Consider the following 488-nt stretch of genomic DNA (forward strand, 5'->3'; position numbering starts at 1 on the left):
CTTGATCGCTTCGGCGAAGTCGATTGCCCTCCGGACAGCCTGGCACAGCTCCACGAGCGGCGGCAGGGCCTCTTGGAGCGCCTCCGCGGCGGGCGAAAGCTGCCGGTGACGTTCGAAGGCCACGGAGCCGCCGATCAGCCGCTCTGGCGGGATCTGGATCTTCTTCTCTGTCGTCCCGGCGGCGATCTCGCTACGAATCTCGACGATGGCGAGATCGAGGTAGTTGGCGAGCCCCTCGTCGAGGTCGGTCTCGTCATCGAGATACTCGATAGTCTCGCTGACCATTTCCCGCGCGCCGGCGCCGAGATGCGGCATCACCCCTTGGGCAAGGTGCCGGGGCATGCTCGCACGCCGTTCGATGACCGCGCGAACCAGTTCAACCTGCTGCTCGACCAAGTTGTTTGGCAGAAGCGCATTCATTGCTGCACCGCCTTTCCCGCAGCGGCGACACGACGCGGTGCACGCCGTTCGACTGTAAAGCTGCGCTG

General features: G+C 65.0%; 1 protein-coding gene. It reads right to left on the reverse strand.

The genetic code is table 11. The annotated features are described in order from the left end of the window. Nucleotides 1-420, reverse strand: a 420-nt coding sequence (locus PMES_RS16390) for a hypothetical protein (RefSeq protein ID WP_159966777.1), incomplete at its 3' end; no start/stop codon positions are given. Between the last annotated feature and the right edge of the window lie 68 nt (nt 421-488).

Origin of the sequence: Profundibacterium mesophilum KAUST100406-0324, assembly GCF_009835145.1 — a bacterium.
Taxonomy (GTDB): domain Bacteria; phylum Pseudomonadota; class Alphaproteobacteria; order Rhodobacterales; family Rhodobacteraceae; genus Profundibacterium; species Profundibacterium mesophilum.